Annotated in this window: 13 protein-coding genes and 1 pseudogene; 9 read left to right on the top strand and 5 right to left on the bottom strand. The window is 73.7% G+C overall.

What is annotated here, in order from left to right; translation table 11 throughout:
* The first annotated feature begins 385 nt into the window (after positions 1–385).
* The 8 genes from IO40_RS0103310 to IO40_RS0103345 all read left to right on the top strand — a co-directional run bounded on the left by IO40_RS0103310 (position 386) and on the right by IO40_RS0103345 (position 10,611).
* Complete coding sequence (locus IO40_RS0103310) at positions 386–1,366, top strand: UbiA family prenyltransferase (RefSeq protein ID WP_031174822.1); 981 nt, start codon at positions 386–388, stop codon at positions 1,364–1,366.
* Positions 1,363–2,802 (top strand): protoporphyrinogen/coproporphyrinogen oxidase, encoded by a 1,440-nt coding sequence (locus IO40_RS0103315; RefSeq protein ID WP_030409294.1) that lies wholly within the window; start codon positions 1,363–1,365, stop codon positions 2,800–2,802. The genes IO40_RS0103310 and IO40_RS0103315 overlap by 4 nt, the downstream gene beginning before the upstream one ends.
* Positions 2,803–2,813: 11 nt before the next feature.
* Entirely contained in the window at positions 2,814–4,385 is a 1,572-nt protein-coding gene (locus IO40_RS0103320) for a class I adenylate-forming enzyme family protein (RefSeq protein WP_031174823.1), read from the top strand.
* Between the two features lie 47 nt (positions 4,386–4,432).
* Positions 4,433–5,251 (top strand): class I SAM-dependent methyltransferase, encoded by an 819-nt coding sequence (locus tag IO40_RS0103325; RefSeq protein ID WP_016470378.1) that lies wholly within the window; start codon positions 4,433–4,435, stop codon positions 5,249–5,251.
* On the top strand, positions 5,248–7,005 hold the full coding sequence (locus tag IO40_RS39355; RefSeq protein ID WP_078659683.1) for a CoA transferase: 1,758 nt from the start codon (positions 5,248–5,250) through the stop codon (positions 7,003–7,005). The genes IO40_RS0103325 and IO40_RS39355 overlap by 4 nt, the downstream gene beginning before the upstream one ends.
* Positions 7,002–8,852, top strand: coding sequence for a class I adenylate-forming enzyme family protein (locus IO40_RS0103335; protein WP_033228336.1), 1,851 nt, complete (start codon positions 7,002–7,004; stop codon positions 8,850–8,852). Before IO40_RS39355 ends, IO40_RS0103335 begins: the two co-directional genes overlap by 4 nt.
* 48 nt (positions 8,853–8,900) lie before the next feature.
* Entirely contained in the window at positions 8,901–9,884 is a 984-nt protein-coding gene (locus tag IO40_RS0103340; protein WP_016470375.1) for a GlxA family transcriptional regulator, read from the top strand.
* A 109-nt stretch (positions 9,885–9,993) separates the two neighbouring features.
* Positions 9,994–10,611 (top strand): isochorismatase family protein, encoded by a 618-nt coding sequence (locus IO40_RS0103345; protein WP_031174825.1) that lies wholly within the window; start codon positions 9,994–9,996, stop codon positions 10,609–10,611.
* On the opposite strand, the gene IO40_RS0103350 is transcribed toward IO40_RS0103345, so the two are convergent.
* Positions 10,593–11,240 (bottom strand): TetR/AcrR family transcriptional regulator, encoded by a 648-nt coding sequence (locus tag IO40_RS0103350; RefSeq protein ID WP_031174826.1) that lies wholly within the window; start codon positions 11,238–11,240, stop codon positions 10,593–10,595. The genes IO40_RS0103345 and IO40_RS0103350 overlap by 19 nt on opposite strands.
* Before the next feature lie 121 nt (positions 11,241–11,361).
* On the opposite strand from IO40_RS0103350, the gene IO40_RS0103355 reads away from it, so the two are divergent.
* Positions 11,362–12,303 (top strand): alpha/beta fold hydrolase, encoded by a 942-nt coding sequence (locus tag IO40_RS0103355; protein WP_031174827.1) that lies wholly within the window; start codon positions 11,362–11,364, stop codon positions 12,301–12,303.
* On the opposite strand, the gene IO40_RS0103360 is transcribed toward IO40_RS0103355, so the two are convergent.
* From IO40_RS0103360 to IO40_RS0103370, 4 genes and pseudogenes are all read right to left on the bottom strand, one after another.
* Positions 12,300–13,403 carry a chitinase gene (locus tag IO40_RS0103360; protein ID WP_106967389.1) on the bottom strand — a complete coding sequence of 368 codons (1,104 nt, stop codon included), beginning with the start codon at positions 13,401–13,403 and terminating at the stop codon, positions 12,300–12,302. The genes IO40_RS0103355 and IO40_RS0103360 overlap by 4 nt on opposite strands.
* 121 nt (positions 13,404–13,524) lie before the next feature.
* Positions 13,525–13,956 carry a DUF397 domain-containing protein gene (locus IO40_RS38510; protein ID WP_415852412.1) on the bottom strand — a complete coding sequence of 144 codons (432 nt, stop codon included), beginning with the start codon at positions 13,954–13,956 and terminating at the stop codon, positions 13,525–13,527.
* 12 nt (positions 13,957–13,968) lie between these two features.
* Positions 13,969–14,049: pseudogene (locus IO40_RS39745) on the bottom strand (DUF397 domain-containing protein); the annotation flags it as partial.
* Positions 14,031–14,873: a helix-turn-helix domain-containing protein gene (locus IO40_RS0103370; RefSeq protein WP_031025464.1), complete on the bottom strand. Its 843-nt coding sequence runs from the start codon at positions 14,871–14,873 to the stop codon at positions 14,031–14,033. The pseudogene IO40_RS39745 and the gene IO40_RS0103370, both read right to left, overlap by 19 nt.
* Positions 14,874–14,940: the final 67 nt, after the last annotated feature.

The raw sequence follows: 14,940 nt of genomic DNA on the forward strand, positions 1-14,940 counted from the left end.
CCACGGGGGCCGGCCGCCCCAAGGGCCGGGGCCCGGGTGCCGGGCCCCACCGGGTTCGCAGCCCGATCCGGGCCCCAGCGGGGCCCGCCGCCCCAGGGGCCGGCCCGTCCGGGGGCGGGAGGTGCCGCACGGACCGGAGGCGCCACACGGACCGAAGGCGCTACGCCGGGCCGGAGGCATTGCACGGGCCGGAGGCGCCGCACAGGCCGGAGGCGCCACACGGACGGGAGGCGCCACACGGACGGGAGGCGCCACACGGGCCGAAGGCGCCGCACAGGCCGGAGGCGCCACACGGGCCCGAGGTGCCGTGGGGTGCCGGGTCGGTGGTGCGGCCCGGTGGGTGCGGGTGTGGAAAGAACCGTCGCGATTTCTAGGAGACCTGAGCATGACCAGTGAGGTGCAGACCGGGGCGTTCGCCGCCGTGGGCGGGGCGCGTCCGGAGAGCAAGGCGCGGAGTTTCGCCAGACTCGGGAAACTCGATGTCTACGACTACTACCCGAGCATCGTGGTGGCGCTGGCGGCGGTGCTGCTGCCGCTGTCGCGGTTCGAGGCGGCGCAGGGCTGGACGCTGGGGCTGTTCCTGGCGGGTGAGGTCCTCGTGGTCATGGCGATGGTGGCGCTGGACGATGTGACGGGCTACCGGGACGGCAGTGACGCGGCCAACTACGGGCCGAACGACCCGCTGCGCCGCAAGCTGCGGAAGCCGCTGATCGCGGGGACGCTGACGCTGCGGGAGGCGCTGGCCTTCGCGTGGGTGACGGCGGCGGCCGGCGCGGTGCTGTGGGCGGGCGCCGTCGCGGTGGCACCGCACCGGCCGGGCTGGACGCTGGTGCTGGTGCCCGTGCTGTTCGTGGTGGCGCTCCAGTACTCCTACGGCGTCAAGATCAGCTACCACGGCTTCCAGGAGGTCTTCCTGGTGGGCCTGGGCGTTGCTCTGGTGCTGGCGCCGTACGGGCTGGTGGCGGGCCGGTTCTCGTGGTTCGTGCTGGTGCTGGCGGTGCTGTTCGGGTTCGGGCCGCTGATGTTCGGTGTGTACTCCAACACCAACGACATCCCCGGCGACCGGGCGGTGGGCCGGCCCACGGTGGCGTGTCTGGTCTCGGAGCGGGGCAACGCCGCGTTCGTCGGGGTGCTGTCGGCGGCCGAGTTCCTGCTGGGCGCCCTCGCCTCGGCGACGGGTGCCGCGCCGTGGTGGTTCGTGGTGCTGATGCTGCCGGTGACGGTGTTGCGGGCCCGGCAGTATCTGACGGGCTTCCGCCCGGGCGACATCATGACGGCCCGCAAGCAGGGCTTCGTGGTGCACCGGGTGAGCACGGTGCTGCTGGTGTGTGCGGCGCTGCTGCACGGGGCGGAGGCCGCGGCGTGAGCACGGTGAACGGGTACGACGTGGACGTCGCCGTGGTCGGCGGGGGCGTGGCGGGGCTGACGGCCGCGCACGAGCTGTCCCGGGCCGGGCTCCAGGTGCGGGTCTTCGAGGAGCGGGCCGAGGTGGGCGGGCGGATGCACAGTTTCCGCCACCGGGGCTGGACGGTCGACGAGGGCGCCGAGCAGATCTCGCCGCGGGGTTACCGGGCGACCTGGCAGCTGTTGCGCCGGCTGGGGGTGTCGCCGCAGGAGGTGCCGCGTATCGGGGCGTCGCTGGGCGTGTGGCGGGCCGGGCGGGCCCGGCCGGGCGTGGCCGACAGCACGGCGGTGCTGACGGGCGCGGGACTCGGTGCGCGGGCCCGGCTCGATCTGCTGCGGATGACCTCCTGGGCGGGCCGGCACCGGGAGCGGTTCGACTGCGACCGCCCGGAGTCGTCGCCGGTGGGGGCGGCGACGGTGCGGGAGTTCGCCCACCGCTACCACCGGGACCTGCACGACTATCTGCTCCAGCCGGTCGCGGGGACGTTCTTCGGCTGGCACACCGAACGGTCCGCGGTGGCACCGCTGTTGAGTCTGCTGCTGGCGGTGGGGCCGGCATCCGGCTGGCGTACGTACCGGGACGGGATGGATCTGCTGGCCCGGCGGCTGGCGGACGGCCTGGACGTGGCCACGGGGGTGCGGGTGCAGGAGGTGGTGAGCGAACCGGACGGCGCGCGGCTGCGGCTGGCGGACGGCGAGGTGCGGGCGCGGGCGGCGGTGCTGTGTGTGCCGGCGCCGGTCGCGTCGCGGTTGCACGTCAACGCACCGGCCGACGAGCGGCCGTTCCTGTCGGAGTGCGGTTACCGCCCGGTTCTGAAGGTGAGTTGCCTGCTGGAGCGTCCGCTGGCGCCGCGCTCGCCGAAACCGCTGTACGTGCTGCTGACGCCGGCGGTGGAGGAGAGCGTGCTGGCGGGCGTCATCGTCGATCACGCCAAGCATCCGGGGCGGGCGCCCGCGGGCAAGGGGCTGTTGACGCTGATGGCGGCGCCCCGGCTGGTGCCCGAGCTGCTGGACGCCCCGCACGAGGAGGTCGCCGAGCGGCTGGTGAGGGCGGCGGGACGGTATGTGCCGGGGCTGCGCGGCGCGGTCGCGGCCACGTTCGTGCACGCGTTCCGGCACGGTCTGCCGGAGGCGACACCGCGGGCGCTGCATCTGCGGCAGGGATTCGCGCACCGTCCGGTGCGGCCGGTGGAGTACGCGGGCGACTGGATCAGTCTGCGGCCCGCGAGTGAGGGCGCGGTGCGGGCGGGGGCGCTCGCGGCGTCCCGGGTGCTGGCCCGGCTGGGGTCGGGCGCGCCCGCCGCCTCCCCCGTCTCCTCCCGCGCCGTATCCCCCGGTGATCCCGCCGGCCGTCCCGTTCCCGGTGCTCTCGCAGGTGTCCGGAAGGAGTCCGAGTGAAACCGCATGACATGGGTGTGCTGTTCGACGAGTGTGCGGAGCGGGGCGTGCACACCCGGGTGTTCCTGGACCGGCCCTTCGACATCGGGACCGAGGAGGCCACCTCGTACGCGGTGCCGCAACTGGCCGCGCTGGTGCGGCGGGCGGCGGGCTGGTTCGCGGCGGCCGGCGCGGGCCCCGGGGACCGGGTGGCGCTCGTCAAACCGAACCACTGGGACTACGACGTGCTGGCGTGTGCGGCGGTACGGACGGGTGCCGTACCGGCGCAGTTGTCGGACCAACTGCCCGCGGAGTCGCTGGGGGTGCTGCTGCGGCGGCTGGAGCCGGCGCTGCTGGTGACCACCGCTGCGGTGTGGGAGGGGCTGCGCGCCTCGCTGGGGCCGGAGGGGCTGCCCCGGACGCTGCTGCTGGACGGCTCCGGACCCGGGGCGCTGTCACTGGCGGACGTCGAGGGCGCACAGGCGCCCGCTCCATGCCGGCGGCACGACGACGAGCCGCTGGTCGTCAACCACACGTCGGGGACGACGGGCGTGCCGAAGCTGGTGACGCACTCGACGCGCACGATCATCGGGAAGCTGGCCCGGTTCGAGACGGTGCGGTATCCGCGTATCGGGGTGCGGCGGGACGACACGCTGGTGAACGCCAACTCCTTCGCGCACGGCCGCACGTTCTGCTGGACGGCGAGCGCCATGTGTCTGGGCCCGGCCGAGATCGCGATCCTCACCACGCGGGACGCGGACGCGGCGGACCCGGTGCTGCGGGCGCATCCGCCCACGGTCATGGAGGCGCTGCCCGCCTCGTACGTGCGTTTCCGGCCGCTTACCGAGCGGCTGGACAACCCGTTCCGCCGGGTGCGGCTGTTCATCAGCACCTACGACGCGATCCATCCCCCGGTGGTGCGCTCCTACCTGGCGGCGAGCGGGCTGCGGTCCCCGCTGTGGATGCAGGGCTGGGGCCAGACGGAGACGGGTCCGCTGACCTTCCGCTTCCACACCCGCTCCTCCGTGGCGGCCGATCGGCGGGCGCCGGGCAGCCGCGGGGTGGGGTGGCCGGTGCCCGGCAAGACGCGGCTGCGGGTGGTCGATCCGGACACCTTCCGCCCGGTGGGCCGGGGGCGGCCCGGTCTGGTGCTGGCGCGGACGGCGGCCTGCGCGGCCGGGTACGTGGGTGAGGACGAGCGCTGGGCGGCCAAGCGGCACGGCGCCTGGTGGAACACCGGCGATCTGGGGGTGCTGCGCCGGGACGGCAGCGTGGAGCTGCTGGACCGCGAGGTGGACCGTACGGCGCGGCTGAGCTGTCTGCGTACCGAGGACCTGCTGGAGGAGCGGCTGCCGCGGGCGACGGAGTGCGTGCTGCTGTCTCCCTCGGGGCGGTTGCCGTTGCCGGTGGTGGTGACGGCGGACGGTGCACTGGACCGCGCCGAGTGGGAGCGGGCCGTCGCCGATCTGCCGCCGCTGGCCGGTCCGGTGGCGCTCACCTGGGAGGAGGTGCCGCGCACGGGCACCGGCAAGGTACGGCGCACGGCGCTGCTGCGGCAGTTGACGGGCAGCGCGCGGACGGTCGGCACGGGACGGTGGACGTGACGGGGCGCCGGGCGGTGCGGGATCGCGGACGAGGGGAAGGCACTCCGATGGCAGACGTGGTGACGCGGGAGCCGGGCTACGCGTTCGACAACGACGCGGAGCACAGCCGCGAGCAGCACCGCTGTCTGGCCGCGGCCTACGACACGGCGACGTTCGCGCGGCTGGCCGAGACCGGGGTGGGGCCGGGCTGGCGGTGTCTGGAGATCGGCTCGGGCGGCGGCAGTGTGGCGCACTGGCTGGCCGAACGTGTGGCACCGGACGGGCATGTGACGGCGACGGATCTCAAGCCGCAGCACATCGCGCCGCGTGCCGGGCTGACGACGCTGGCGCACGACGTGACGAAGGACCCGCTGCCCGAGGGGGCGTACCGGCTGATCGTCGCCCGTCTGGTGCTCCAGCATCTGCCGGACAAGGCGGCCGTGCTGGACAAGCTGGTGCGGTCGCTGGTGCCCGGCGGGGTGCTGCACGTCGAGGAGTTCGACACCTCCTACGAGCCGCCGCTGCTGGCTCCGGACGAGGAGTCGGCCGGGCTGTACGAGAAGTACTGCGCGGCGAAGGCGGCCGTCTTCCGCGCCGCGGGGGGCGACCCCCACTGGGGGCGGCGGGTGGCCGCGTCGATGCGGGCGGCGGGGCTGGCCGACATCGACGTGCGACCGCGTATCGAGTTGCGCACGGCGGGTTCGCCCGGTCTCCAGCTCCAGCTCAACCACACCTACAGCCTGCGCGAGCGGCTGCTGGCCGCCGGGATGACGGACGCCCAGTTGGCGCGGGTGCGTGAGCTGATGCGCGACCCGTCGTTCCGCGCCGCCTCCAGCATCATCTACACGGTGCAGGGGCGGCGTGAAGCAGGGGAGGCGGTGGCGTGACGCCGACGATGCCGACGACGCCGAGCCCGCCGGGCATCCAGGCGCCGCCGCAGGTCGCCCAACAGGTCGCCGCGCGGCTGCTCGCGCTGGTGGGCGATCCGGGGACGGCGACCGTGCCCTGCCGCGTGGACTGGGCGGGTCCGGTCGATGTGCCGTTGGCGGACGAGCGTGCCGTGCAGGCGGCGTGCGGGGTGATGGAGGTGCACGGCCGGGCCTCGGGCCGCCCCACGCCGCTGGCCGTGGACTACGCGAGCACCGTCGCGGGGGTGCTGGCCGCGCAGGGAGTGTGCGCGGCGCTGCTGGGGCGGGCCCGAGGCGCGGGACCGGCGTGGGTGCGCACGTCGGTGGGCCAGGCGGCGCTGTTCGGCGTCGTGCAGTATCTGGCGGCGGCCACCGCGGACGGGCAGGAGCAGGAGACGGCCGGGCCGCGGCGGTGTGCGCCGGACAGTGCGGGGCACCGGCCCTTCGTGTCCGCGGACGGTGTGGTCTTCGAGGTGGAGACGCTGGAAGCCGAGCGGTGGCTGGGGTTCTGGCAGCGGCTGGGGGCTTCCCGCGGCGCGGTGCGCGACGGGTGGGCGCCGTTCCAGCAGCGGTTCGGAACGGCGACCTGCGGGCTGCCGGAGGAGCTGCACGGGGTGGTGCGGCGGGCGTCCCTCGCGACGGTGCGGGAGGCTGCCGCGGAGGCCGGGGTGAGTGTGCTGCCCGTGCGGGAGAGCACGGCGCCGCCGGTGGCCCCCCGGGCCTGGACGCTGTCCCCCCTGGGCCGGGCGGGTGGTGCGGCACCGGCGCGTACGGGCCAGGGGGCGGTGGGCTCGCCGCTCGCGGGGGTGCGGGTGGTGGAGTCCACCCGCCGGGTGCAGGGGCCGCTGGCGGGGCACGTGCTGCGGCTGCTGGGCGCGGAGGTGGTGCGCATCGAGCCGCCGGGCGGTGACCCGATGCGGGGCATGCCACCGTTGGCGGGAGCGGTGTCGGCCCGGTTCCGGGCGCTGAACGACGGCAAGCGGGTGGTGGAGGCCGACATTACGACGCCCGCCGGGCGCCGCACCGTGCGGGAGCTGGTGGCCGACGCCGATGTGTTCCTGCACAACTGGGCGCCGGGCAAGGCGGGCCGGCTGCGGCTGGAGGCCACCGATCTGTGTTCGGCGCAGCCACGGCTGGTGTACGCGTGGGCGTCCGGCTGGGGCGGTCTGTGGGGATCGGCCGCACCGCCGCTGGGCACGGACTTCCTGGTGCAGGCGCACAGCGGGCTGGCCGCCGCGGTGCGGCCCGAACCGCAGCCGCCGGCGCCGTCGCTGATGACGCTCACCGATGTGCTGGGCGGGCTGGTGTCCGCACAGGCGGTGCTGGCGGGACTGCTGGCGCGGGAGCGTACGGGCAGGGCGCAGCGTGTGGACTCGTCGCTGTTCTCGGCAGCGGCGCTGGTACCCCGTCCCCGGCGGCGGGCACGGTGGGGGGCGTGGGAGCAGCCGCTGGCGACGGCCGACGGCTACTTGTGGCTGACGGACGCCGCCCGCGCCCGGCCGGAGCGGATCACGGATGTGGTGGGTGCGGACGCGGCCCTGTGTCCGGAGGCCGCGGCTGCGCGGCTGGCCGCCCGGAGCACGGCGGAGTGGTCGGCGCGGTGTGCGCGGGCGGGCCTGGCCGCGGTGCCGGTGTGCACGGACCTGTCGCGGCTGGCAGCCGATCCGCGGTTCGCCGCCGCGCTGGTCCGCGACGAGTACGTACGCCCGATCGCCCCCTGGGAGTTCCTGTGACCGGTACGCACACGAGCTGGGTCTCGAACGCGGGGGTCCGGCTGACCGATCTGGTTCCGGCGGCGTTGCGCCGGGACTGGGTGCGCCGTGGGCACTGCCCCGACCGGGACGTCTACAGCCTGTTCCGGGAGCGGGTGCGGGAGCATCCGCGCCGGACGGCGGTGGTGGACGCGTCGGGAGGCGTGGACTACGCGGAGCTGGACAGCGTGGTGCGGCACTTCGCCGCACGGTTCGCCGAGTACGGGCTGGGCGAGGGCGATGTGGTCGCGGTGCGGCTTCCCAACAGCCGCCGGGCGGTGGCGGTGGAGCTGGCCGTCGCGGCGGTCGGCGCGGTCGCCCTGCCGTATCCGCCGGGTCCGGGCGGCCGGGGCCCCGCGGGGCTGCTGCACAGGGCGCGGGCGCGGGCCCTGGTGGTGGCGCGGGAGCAGGACGCGGTGGGACGGGACCGACTGCCGTGGTTGGAGACGGTGTTCACCTGCGGAAAGGGGTCCCGTACCGCCGCGTCGCTGGGGACGCCGGCCGCCCGGCCGTTCCGGCCCCGGCCGCTGGACGCGGAAGCGCCGGTCCGCATCATGGTGTCCTCCGGTTCGGAGGCCGAGCCGAAGATGGTCGCCTACTCGCACAACGCGATGGCGGGTGGCCGGGCCGGCTACGTACGGGCCCTGCACGGCGGCGCGGGGCCGATGCGGAATCTGGTGCTGGTGCCGCTGGCCTCGTCGTTCGGTTCGCTGGGCTCGTACGTGACGGTGGCGGCGCTGGGCGGCACACTGCTGCTCCAGGAGGCGTTCGACGCGGCGGGGGCGCTCCGCATGATGGTGGCGCGCCGGCCCACGCATCTGTTCGGGGTGCCGACGATGCTGCGGCGTGTGGCGGAGCAGCCGCCGCTGCCGGGTGAGGACCACACGGGGCTGTGCGCCGTGGTCTCCAGCGGTGCGGCGCTGCCGGAGACGACGGCGGAGGCGTGCCGGGCCCGTTTCGGGCGTCCGGTCGTGACCGTGTACGGCTCCTCGGACGGGGTGAACTGCCATACGGCACGCGGTGGCGGCGACGGTACGTGCGCGGGGCTCCCCGATCCGGCGGTGGCCGCCATCCGGATCGCCGACCCGGACGATCCGGACAGGCCGCTGCAGCCCGGCCGGGCAGGGGAGATCCTGGCACGCGGCCCGATGACCCCGCTGTGCTACGTGGCCGCTCCCGAGCTGGACGCCCGTTACCGCACCCGGGACGGCTGGGTGCGCACCGGGGATCTGGGGCGGCTCGACGGTGACGGGCGGCTGCATGTGCTCGGCCGGCTCAAGCAGATCGTGGTGCGGGGCGGTTACAACATCTCCCCGGCGGAGGTGGAGCGCGAGGCGGGTACGCATCCGGCGGTGGCCGAGGTGGCCTGTGTCGGGGTGCCCGATCCGGAGCTGGGGGAACGGCTGTGCGCCTGCGTCCGCCAGGTCGCGGGCACGCCTCCCCTCACCCTGCGCGACCTCACCTCCTATCTGGAGACGGTGCGCGATCTGGAGCGGCGCAAGCTGCCCGAACGGCTGCTGCACGTGGAGCAGATGCCGCTGGGGGCGACGGGGAAGGTGTGCCGGGCGACGTTATCGCGGTGGGCGGCCGGGCAGGCGGTGCCGGGGGGCGGGCAGGCGATCCCGGCGGCCGGACAGGCAGTACACGCGGCCGAACAGGCGGTACCGACGGCCGAACAGGCGGTGCCGGCGGCCGAGCAGGCGATCCCGACGGCCGGGCAGGCGATCCCGACGGCCGGGCAGGCAGTACAGGCGGCCGAACAGGCGGTACAAGCGGCCGGGCAGGCGATCCGGGGGGCCGGGGGCCCGCCCGTGCGTGTCCGGATGTGACAGAAGCCCGTCATTGCGGCCGTCCGGGAGCGGGGCGACGATGAGGGCATGTCCACGAACCGCCGCGTCGTCATCGCGGTCTTCCCCGACGTCGATCTGCTCGATGTCACCGGCCCGGCCGAGGTGTTCGCGCTGGCCAACCGGGAGACCGGCGGCGCGGCGGGCTACCGGGTGCAGCTGGCGGGGCCGGAGGGCGGCCCCGTCCGCACCTCGGCGGGCGTACGGCTGCTGTGCGACCTGGCGTTCGCCGACGTGGACGGCGTACTGGACACCCTGCTGGTGCCCGGTGCGGTGGACCTCCACCCGGACGGGCCGGTCGCCCGGGTCGATCCGGAGGTGGTGGCCTGGGTGAAGGGCACCGCACCGCTGGCGCGGCGGATCGCGTCGGTGTGCGTGGGCGCCCATGTGCTGGCCGCCGCCGGTCTGCTGGACGGGAGGACGGCCACCACCCACTGGTCGACCGCCGCCCAGCTGGCGGCCGACCATCCGGCGGTGACGGTCGACCCGGACCCGATCTTCGTACGGTGCGGGCAGGTGTGGACCGGCGCCGGGATCAGCGCCTGCATGGACCTCGCGCTGGCGCTGGTGGCCGAGGACCTGGGAGAGGAGGTGGCGCTGGCCGTGGCCCGGCAACTGGTCATGTACCTCAAACGGCAGGGCGGCCAGAGCCAGTTCTCCGTTCCGCTCAGCCGGCCTCCCGCCACCCGGCGGGACATCGACGAGTTGCGCTCCTACATCGCCGAGCACGTGGACGCGGACCTGTCCACCGCGGCGCTCGCCGCCCGGATGTGTCTGAGCGAACGGCACTTCGCCCGCGTCTTCCGGCAGGAGACGGGCACCACCCCGGGCGCGTACGTGGAGGCCGCCCGGGTGGAGGCGGCCCGCCGTCTGCTGGAGGGCACCGACCAGCCGCTCGACCAAGTGGCCGGTGCCTGCGGATTCGGCTCGGTGGAGACCCTGCACCGGGCGCTGCGCAAACAGACGGGCACCACACCGGCCGCCTACCGCCGCCGCTTCCGCACGGCGGGCTGATCCCTCCCTTTCCCCGCGGGGTGCCGGCTGGAGGGCGTCGTCCGGCCGCCGCGCCGCGCCGCCGTGCCGCGCCCGCCCCTGTTCCCTTTCCCGAGAGAAGGAGTTCTCCATGACGACCGCTTCCACGAGCCTGCGCACGGTGACGGGTCTCGACGACGAGCTGCCGCGCCTGGCCGACAGCACCCTGGTGCTGATCGACTTCCAGAACACCTACCGTTCCGGGGTGATGGCCCTCGACGGTGCGGAGCCGGCGCTGGACGCCGCGGCCCGGCTGCTGGCAGCCGCCCGGGCGGCGGGCGTCTTTGTCGTCCACGTCGTCCACGACGGTGGTGAGGGCAGCCCGTACGACCTCGGTGCGGACAGCGGGGCCATCAGCCCGCAGGTCGCCCCGGTGGACGGTGAGCCCGTCGTGGTCAAGCGGTTCCCGGACGCCTTCCACGAGACGGAGCTGGCCGAGGTGTTGCGCGAGCGCGGTGCCGGGACGGACCTCGTACTCGCCGGTTTCATGACGCACATGTGTGTGACGTTCACCGCGCAGGGTGCCTTCAAGCGCGGCTACCGGCCGACCGTCGTCGCCGAGGCCACCGCCACCCGGCCGCTGGCGGCACCGGACGGCACCGTCGTCCCTGCGGACGTCCTCCAGACCTCCGCCCTGGCCGCCCTCGGGGACCTGTTCGGCGTCGTCGTGCCCACCGTGGAGGCGCTCGTTCAGTCGCCCGGCGCCTGACCGGGCGGGTCGTGCGGGGCGGGGACGGGCGGCTGGAAGATGCGGTCGAGGTGGTAGCGGAGGACGCCGGTGGCCGACTCGGCGTCCCGCTGGCCGACCAGGATGCTGGTGCCCAGTCCGGCGGACATGGCCAGCAGGCCGACCGCCTCCGCCCCGGCGTCGGTGCCGGGGCGCAGCCGGCCCGCCTCCGCGGCCTGCCGCAGCAGGCGGGCCACGGTGGCCTCGGCCGTGTCCGGGTCCTTGATGAACGGCTGGGCGGCCAGGGCTTCGTCGGTCATCGCCAGGACGGCGTACGAGGTGTAGAGGTGGTGGAAGACGCGGCTTTCCGCGTCGATGGGCAGGGCCGCCAGCAGCAGCGCCTCGATCATCTCGCGCGGTCCCGGATCGTCCCCCGCCGCGCGGACCCTGGCGGCCACCCGTGCGCCGAACTGCTCGGCCAGGTGCCGCAGTCCGAACAGGAGCAGCTTCTCCTTGGACTGGAAGTAGTACTGCACCAGCCGCAGCGACACGCCTGCTTCCGCCGCCACGTCGCGCATCCCCACCGCGTGCAGTCCGAGCCGTCCCGCCGCCCGCACGAGGGCCTCGGCGATCTCGGTGCGCCGCTCGGCGTGGTCCACGCGCTTGGGCATCGTCGTCTTCTCCCTCGTCGGCGGGGCGGGCGCGGGGCTCCCCCGCCCCGCGATGATACAGCCGTACCACCAACGTGGTACGTTCGTATCACGAAAAACGACTGCCCCCGGAGGTGGCCGCATGTCCGTGCCCGAGTCCGCGACAGCCCGTCCCCAGTCCGATGTCGGCCACTTCGTCAGCGACGCCTGGCGCGACCGCTACTTCGCGGCCTGCGACGCCGTCTTCGCCCTTGGCGCACCCGCCAGCGGGGAGCAGGACGTGGAGACCTCCTACGGCACCACCCACGTCTACCGCTACGACCCCGCGGAGCCGGCCGCGCGCGAGCGCACCCCCGTCGTCCTCGTGCACGGCGCCGGGACCTGCTCCGCCATGTGGTACCCGAACACCCCCGCCCTCAGCGCCGAACGGCCGGTCTACGCGCTCGACACCCCCGGCGACCCCGGCCGCAGCGTCCACCGGGCCCCCCTCCACCGGCCCGAGGACGCGGCGCAGTGGCTGGACGAAGCCCTCACCGGGCTCGGGCTCGACCGGGTGCACCTCGTCGGCACCTCCTACGGCGGCTGGCTCGCCCTGAACATGGCACACCGCAGGCCCGCACGCCTCGCCACGGTGACCCTGCTCGACCCGGGCGGACTGGAGAAGGTGGGGCTGCGCTTCTTCGCCTGGATCTTCGTGAGCCTCTTCGCCACCTTCGCCCCCAAGGCGCTGCGCCCCCGCCTCGCCGCCTGGCTGGAACAGCCGGTGCTCGCCGTACCGGAACTGCGCACCATGATCCGGACCGGTGTCCGTGCCTACCGGATACGCCGCCCGGCGCCGGGGCCTCTCACCGACGCCGAACTGGCCACCGTCCGCACGCCGCTGTACCTCGTCCTCGGCAAGCGCAGCCTGCTGGTGCACCCACGCCGGCAGGTCGAGCGCGTGCCCCGGCTGGTACCCGGGGCACGCGCCGAGATCATCTCGGGGACCGGTCACGGACCGCAGATCGACCACGCCGCTTTGATCAACCGGTCGATGCTCGACTTCATGGCGTCCACGGAGCCGGCCGCGGACACCGTTGCCTAACGACCCTGGAGCGCCTTGACGTTGTCGCCGAACGTCCAGTTCCGCGACCCGTCCCAGTTCAGGGACCAGGTCATCAGGCCCTTGAGGCGGCCGGCGTAGTGGTTCCACGCCTGCGAGACCAGCGACGGCGACATGTAACCGCCGCCCGCGCCCGGCTGCGCGGGCAGACCCGGCACCTGCTTGTCGTAGGGCACCCGGATCGTGGTGCCCTGGATGACCAGACCCTTGTCGAGACAGTCGGTCTGGGCGGTGAAGCCCTGCACGGTGCCCGCCGAGTACGAGTCACCGCTGCACCCGTACATGCTGCCGTTGTAGTACTGCATGTTCAGCCACCACAGACGGCCGTTGTCGGCGTACTTCTTGATGATCGGCAGGTACGCGCCCCAGATGGAGCCGTACACCACGCTGCCGCCCGTCACGTACGCCGTCTCCGGCGCCATCGTCAGCCCGAACTGCGGCGGCATCTTCGCCAGCACGCCGTCGATGATGTGGATGAGGTTGGCCTGCGAGGTCGAGAGCTGGTTGATGTTGCCGCTGCCGGTCAGCCCCGTCTCGATGTCGATGTCGATGCCGTCGAAGTTGTACTTCTTGAGGATCGGCACGATGGTCTCGACGAACCGGTCGGCGACCGCGCGGGAGCTGAGGTCGATGCCGGCCGTCGCACCGCCGATCGACATCAGGAGCGTCTGCCCCTGCGCCTTCGCCGCGCACATCTCCGCCGGGGTGGCCACCTTGACGGTGGAGTCCATGCCGTCCTCCCACAGCACCGTGCCGTCCGAACGGATCACCGGGAACGCGGCGTTGAGGACGTTGTAGCCGTGGGCGCGGATACGGGAGTCGGTGATGGGCGTCCAGCCGAAGGGCGGGTGCACGCCGTTGGAGGCGCCGTCCCAGTTCTCCCAGTAGCCCTGGAGCACCTTGCCGGACGGTTTGCCCTTCACGGCACACGTCTCCTCGGCCTGCCCGGACGGGGCCGCCGCACGCTGCCGGTCGGCGGCGTGGGGGCTCGCGGCGGCGAGGAGCTGGAGGACGCATGCCAGCACCACGCCGATGCCGAGCAGGTACCAGGGACGTCGTCTTCGGACGGGCGTTGCGAGCATGCGAGTTCCCTCCGCCGGTGTGTGGGGTCGCGGAGAGCGTGATGCGGTCCAGACCATTCGTCAATAGGTCTGGACCAGATTGGCGTCCGTGGTACGGGCGCCGACGACTGCGCCGGCCGGGTCAGCGAGCGCCCAACTCCCCCTCCTTGACGGCCGCCACGAACGACACCCACCCGTCGGCCCCGAAGACCAGCACCGGCCCGTCCGGCACCTTGCTGTCCCGCACCGGCACGACGGGCGCGAAGTCGTCGGAGACCTCCAGACACTCGCCGCCGTCCTGGTTGCTGTGAGTACTTGTGCGCCAACTGGCGGCGCGGGCCGAGGCGTCGGAGACCTCCAAGCACTCGCCCCCGTCCGGATTGCTGTGGCTGCTCTTGCGCCAGTCGGCAGCGCGGACGAAGGTGTCCGAAACCTCCAGGCAGGCGCCACCGTCAGGGTTGCTGTGGCTGCTCTTGTGCCAGTCAGCTGCGCGGATGAAGTCGTTGGAGACCTCGATGCACGCGCCACCGTCCTGGTTGCTGTAGCTGCTCTTGTGCCAGTTCGCGGTGCGCACGAAGTCGTTGGAGACCTCGATGCATGCGCCGCCGTCAGAGTTACTGTAGGAGCTCTTGCGCCAAGTGAGGGCGCTCAGATCGAGGACTCGCAAGGTACTTCCTCCAACACGCGCACGATGAACTTTCGCGACTCGGCGGGGGAAAGGGCCAGGTCACGAACCGCATCGTAAGCACGTTGCAGTCGCTCAATTGACCCGTCCTCCTCGATGAGTTCCCCCCGGTAGGCATTCTCTGCGTACGCAACGGTACGCCCGCCCGGCTGGCGCAGGAACCACACATCTGTGCTGTCCAAGCCATACGGGCCTGCACTGAAGGGCAGCACGTGCAGAGTCACTGCTCCCCGCTCCGCCGCCTCCCCCACGTACTCCAGCTGTGCGCGCCACTCCCCCGCGTCCTGCAGGGGTGTCCGTAGGACGGCCTCGGACAGGATGGTGCGGAACGGGGGCGCGTCGTCCCCCTCCAGCAGGGCGCGGCGGCCCATGCGGGCCTGGACCTGCTGTTCCAGTTCGTCGCCTTTCAGGCCGCCCGCGGCGAGGACTTCACGGGCGTACCCGGGGGTCTGCAACAGACCGGGCAGCACGCTGACGGCGAAGTGCCACAGGCTGGTGGCCTGGGCCTCCAGTGCCATGTAGCGCCGGTAGCGCTCGCGGAACTGGGTCTGGTCGTTGATGGCCAGCTCCCACAGGGCGAGGAGCAGGCCGGGGGTGCCGTAGTGGGTGTCGAGGGCCTGGACGACCTCGGGGCCGCCGAGTGTCTCGCCCTTCTCCATCTTGCCGAACAGGGACCAGTCCCAGCCCAGCCGTTCCCCCAGCTGGCGCAGGCTCTCCCCGCGCCGGGTCCGCAGGGACCGCAGCTCCTCGGCGAACCGCGCACGCGGCTCCCGACTGCGGCCGGTGACCGCTCGCCTCGTCGGCATGGTGCCCTCCGTGGAAGGTGTGGAACGTGCGCGGAGCTGCGGCGAAGCACACCCGCTCGCGCGAGGT

The organism is Streptomyces albus subsp. albus (assembly GCF_000725885.1).
In the GTDB taxonomy this organism is placed as follows: Bacteria; Actinomycetota; Actinomycetes; order Streptomycetales; family Streptomycetaceae; genus Streptomyces; species Streptomyces albus.

Coding starts and splice junctions, on each gene's coding strand:
- IO40_RS0103345 (WP_031174825.1), top strand. CDS start 9,994: ATGACGACCGCTTCCACGAGCCTGCGCACGGTGACGGGTCTCGACGAC.
- IO40_RS0103360 (WP_106967389.1), bottom strand. CDS start 13,403: ATGCTCGCAACGCCCGTCCGAAGACGACGTCCCTGGTACCTGCTCGGC.
- IO40_RS0103350 (WP_031174826.1), bottom strand. CDS start 11,240: ATGCCCAAGCGCGTGGACCACGCCGAGCGGCGCACCGAGATCGCCGAG.
- IO40_RS0103325 (WP_016470378.1), top strand. CDS start 4,433: ATGGCAGACGTGGTGACGCGGGAGCCGGGCTACGCGTTCGACAACGAC.
- IO40_RS0103320 (WP_031174823.1), top strand. CDS start 2,814: ATGGGTGTGCTGTTCGACGAGTGTGCGGAGCGGGGCGTGCACACCCGG.
- IO40_RS0103355 (WP_031174827.1), top strand. CDS start 11,362: ATGTCCGTGCCCGAGTCCGCGACAGCCCGTCCCCAGTCCGATGTCGGC.
- IO40_RS0103340 (WP_016470375.1), top strand. CDS start 8,901: ATGTCCACGAACCGCCGCGTCGTCATCGCGGTCTTCCCCGACGTCGAT.
- IO40_RS0103310 (WP_031174822.1), top strand. CDS start 386: ATGACCAGTGAGGTGCAGACCGGGGCGTTCGCCGCCGTGGGCGGGGCG.
- IO40_RS0103370 (WP_031025464.1), bottom strand. CDS start 14,873: ATGCCGACGAGGCGAGCGGTCACCGGCCGCAGTCGGGAGCCGCGTGCG.